The sequence below is a fragment of the Helicobacter marmotae genome (assembly GCF_003364255.1).
GTDB lineage: Bacteria > Campylobacterota > Campylobacteria > Campylobacterales > Helicobacteraceae > Helicobacter_C > Helicobacter_C marmotae.
Genome location: NZ_NXLR01000035.1, coordinates 1 through 4,700, shown reverse-complemented (window position 1 = coordinate 4,700; position 4,700 = coordinate 1). Strand labels below are relative to the sequence as shown.

General features: G+C 39.3%; 2 protein-coding genes. Both read left to right on the top strand.

All coding sequences use genetic code 11. From position 1 onward, the window contains the following. A partial coding sequence (locus tag CQA63_RS09135) for an Eco57I restriction-modification methylase domain-containing protein (RefSeq protein ID WP_211305743.1) occupies positions 1–4,168 on the top strand: 4,168 nt, incomplete at its 5' end. Then, positions 4,146–4,700, top strand: a 555-nt coding sequence (locus CQA63_RS10505; protein ID WP_342352872.1) for a TaqI-like C-terminal specificity domain-containing protein, incomplete at its 3' end; no start/stop codon positions are given. The genes CQA63_RS09135 and CQA63_RS10505, both read left to right, overlap by 23 nt.

Genomic DNA, 4,700 nt, shown 5'->3' with positions numbered 1-4,700 from the left:
AAGCTTCGTGCTAGGGCATGAGAAAATTAAAAGTGCTAAAACCCAACTCCAAGAACTCATAGACACAAAGCAAAAAGACTTACAATCCTTGCAAAAAGCTTTCAGCACCGAGCCTTTAAGCAAGGAGTTTTATAGAGAATATTTCAAACTTTTTCAATCCCTTTGTGAGAAACTTATAAATAACCCCGCTAGTCTTAATATCCTGCAAGGCTATGAGGGTTTAAGTGAGGAAAGAGCCGTACGTGCCTTTGTGAAAAAGCTTTTAGGGCGCATAGTGTTTTTATATTTTTTGCAAAAGAAAGGCTGGCTAGGTGTGGATAAAACCGCCGATTGGGGCAGCGGGGATAGGGAGTTTCTCTACTCTTTATTTAAAAAAGCCAAAACACACAATCAAAACTTTTATAAAGACTACCTCTGCCCACTCTTTTTTGATAGTCTTAATACACAACGCGAAGGTGATTATTTCGCCCCTTTTGATTGCAAGATTCCATTTTTAAATGGTGGGCTCTTTGAAGAGCAAAAGCTAAAAGATGCTCAAAAGAATGAGATTGGCATAGAAACGCATTTAATTTTATGTGAAGTGCTAGAAAATAGCGATTTTGAAGAAATCTTTAATGTCTTTGAGCACTATAACTTCACCATTGAAGAATCCACCCCGAGTGATGAAGAAATCGGCATTGACCCCGAAATGTTAGGACAAATCTTTGAAAATCTTATCGATGATAATCAAAAAAGGCAGCGAGACGAAAGTGGGAAGTCTAAAAGTAAAAATAAAGTGCTTGGGGCGTATTACACGCCTAAGCACATTGTGCATCTTATATGTAAAAACGCCCTTATGCGCACCTTGCAAGAAAAGCTCTGCCACAACGCACAAGAAAAAGATTCTATATATTCTTTAGTTTTTACCCTAGAAGTTGATGATTTTATCACCCAAAAACGCCAAGATATTATTGATACACTTAAAAACTTAACGATCCTAGACCCCGCCATTGGCTCAGGAGCATTCCCTATGGGGCTATTAAGCGAGATACTCCAACTCCTTAGCCTCCTCACCCACCCCACTCCCACAAAGGCACAAATCGCCACGCTTAAAAGAGCAATTATCCAAAAGCAAATCTATGGGATAGATATTGATTCAGACGCTATAGAGATAGCTAAACTTCGATTTTATTTATCCATTGCCGTAGATGAGCAAACCCCCACACCCTTGCCTAATCTTGACTTTAACTTTATGCAGGGCAATTCACTCCTAGAGCGCTTAGGGAATATTGAGATTATCCCTAGCTCCTTTTGGGCTAAAGAGGGCGAGAGGGATCTCTTTGGAGATCGCGACTTAAATGCAAGCTTATTTGATGAAAGTCAAAGTGAGCAGTTAAGCAGGCTTTTTATTAACTTTTTTAATGAAAAAACCGCCCAAAAGAAGAAAAGCCTAAAGCAAGAGATTATAAATATTATGGAATCTACCTTTAATGAGCGCATTGCACAGATTGACACACTCATTCAGAGCCAAAAAGATAATCCCAAAGTAAAAAAAGGGGAAATCGCCGCCCAGCAAAAGCAAATCCTCCAATATGAGGAATTCAAACAAGAGCTAAAAACGCTTTTAAAAGACTATAAAGACAAAGACTTTCACTCTGATAAACTCTTTTTATATCGCTTTTTCTTCGCCTCTGTGTTTGCTAAAGGGGGCTTTGACCTCTGTGTGGGTAACCCACCATACATTAGGGGTGAAAATATCGACAAAGAGCTTAAGCCAAAGCTTGAAGCTGAATTTAGCACCTTTACACATTCTGCTAAAGGCTATCCATTGTTTAAGGGCAATGCGGATATTTATACCTACTTTTATGCAAAAGGCTTAAGCTTACTCAAGCCTAAAGGCTTTCTTAGCTTCATCACTTCTAATAAATGGTGCAGAGGCGAATATGGGGAGAATCTACGAAGGCTTCTCATCGATGTGTGCGTAGATTCACATATTGACCTAAATGGAGATAAAGTCTTTAAGAATGCCACGGTTGATACTGCTATTACCACATTGCAAAATACCCCTTATGATAATCGCCCCACTCTCTTTGCTAAAAGCCATAAAAGTAAAGACCCAACCATTTTGTTAAAAAATGCCATTACACTCCCTAGAAATGCCCTAAGTGTAGAATCTTTTCTATTTCTCACAGAAGAAGAGCTAGCCCTCAAAGCAAAGATAGAGGCAAAAGGAGTGCCGCTAAAAGATTGGGATATTAATATCAATTATGGAATCAAAACAGGATGCAATGATGCCTTTATTATTGGCACAAATAAACGCGAAGAGATTTTAAGCAAATGTGATGATAGTAAAGACTCCCTGCTGCCTTATCCTTTGAGTGAATATGATAAGAATCTCTCTTTATCGCATAGCGAAGTTTCTTTTTCTTTTTTATCGCAAAAAGGGGTTTATCCCCCTCCCGTCCCCCTTAACCCCGAAAAAGACGCCGCTTTTTCGGCAAACAAGGGGGAAGCCTCGCTTAATCCGCTTCTAGTCCAAAATCGGAGCGAGGGCACTACTGCCTCGCTTGCTTCCGATTTTGAGACACCACGAAGCGGGCGAGAAGAATCGCTAGGGGATTCAGAATCTACTAGCAGTAGGGTATATCCCTGCTGCGATAAAATTAAATCGCACGAAGTGCCACCTCTTAAAGCGTCGTCGGGGTGGGGGATATATAAGGGGGCAAGAATATTATCATGGGGTTGGACTTCGCGCACGAGCGAAGCTCTTGCCCATACTTGCACATTCAAGCCCCTCCCCCTTATAGAAAAAGAAACTGCACGAGTGATTGAGAAAACAAAAAGTGTCTTGGAATCCTCCAAAATTGACCTTGAAAACAACATTATTTTATTGACAGAAAGAGAGCGCACTGCTCAACTCATCAAGCCCTTGCTAAAAGGAGAAAATATTAAGCGGTATAGTTATGAGTGGGCAGGGTGGTGGCTAATAGGGACTTTCCCAGCCTTAAAGCTTGATATTGATGACTATCCAGCAGTAAAAAACTATCTTGCAACTTTTGGCAAACGACTTGAGCAAAGTGGTGAAAAGAATATTGATGGCATTAGAGGCAATAATGCTAGAAAGAAAACAAGTAATAAATGGTTTGAAACACAAGATAATATTGCATACTATGATGAATTTGCTAAACCAAAAATCGTTTGGAATCCCGTGAGTGGAGAATATTTCTTTGCTTATATTAAAGAAGTAATGTATATGAATAATTCACTTTTTATGATAACACACAAGCAAAATAAAGAGGATTTCTTGCTGTATGTTTTGGGCTGTATGAACTCTACGCTTTATCGTTGGCTTATTACACAAATGACAAATTTAATCGATGAGGGTAAATACGCCTATGGGGCAAAAGACAAGCTAGAAAAGCTCCCGATTCCTAAAATTAGCAAAAATCAAGAATCAGAGCTTGTAGAAATTGTGTGCCAAATTATAGAATCTAAAAAAGCAAATAAAGACACAAGCACATTAGAAAAATGCTTAGATTCTCAAGTTTTCGCGCTTTATGATTTAAGCAATGAGGAGATAAATATTATAACGGGGGGGGGGGATAAGAACCTAGTACGCGGGCTTCTACTCATCTCTATTATAGAATCTAAATCCCACATTCTCCTTAAATTACTCTGTGAAAATTTTGAATCTGAACTCAAAGAGGCTTTTAGATTCTGCGAGGGGTTGAAAGTGCCTTATAATACAAGCAAGGAAAAATATGAGGGCAAAATCATTTGGGCAGAGATGACCAATACGCCGTGCTTTATCTATGATGAGGGGGGATATTATATTAACCAAACTTGCTATTTTATCCCTAGAGATGATGTGTATTTGGTAGGCGTGCTCAACTCAAAGCTTATATATTTTTATATGAAACAAATCGCTTCAAGTCTAGGCGATGGGGCGTTTCGGTGGATAAAGCAGTTTATAGAGAAGCTTCCAATCATCAAGCAAAGCTCACAAAATCAAGCAAAAATCAATGCCATTAAAGATTTAGGCAAGCAGATTATCACCCAAAAAGGCACAAGCAAAAATACCGACAAACTAGAAGCTAGGCTTGATAGTGCTATTTATGAGCTTTATGGGCTTAGTCAAAGTGAGATAGAGCTTATAGAATCTAGCTTTGAGCGCGGGGGGGGGGGATAGAGATATATATCTCAATGCCTTTATGGCTGCCTTTAGGCGCGATATAGGGCAATATCAGGGGAAAATTGTGTGGAATCGAATTTCAAATGAGCTTTGCTTTTCTTATGACAATAGGGGGTATGTGATTTTAGATTCTATGTTTATGATTACAAGTGATGATGAAAGCTTGCTAAAATACTTTTTAGCAGTGCTTAATGCGAGTGTCTCAAGGCATTGGATTAAAACTAATGCTGCTACTTTGGGCGATGGCGTATATGGAGCTAAAATCTATATAGAAAAGCTCCCCATCCCACAAATCACAACATCTAATCAACATATCGTAGATAAAATTATTGCCTTAGTGGAGGAGATATTAAAGCTTAAGGCGAATTGTGCTGTCTTAGGAGCACAAAGTGGAGGCGAAGAATCTCTCAAGGAATCACTAGTCGCCAACAGAGATTCTTCACCCCTTGCAGGGGTTCAGAATGACAAAATAATTTCTCTTGCGGGTAGCCAAGTTTGTCATTCTGAGCCTGTGAAACAGGCGAAGAAT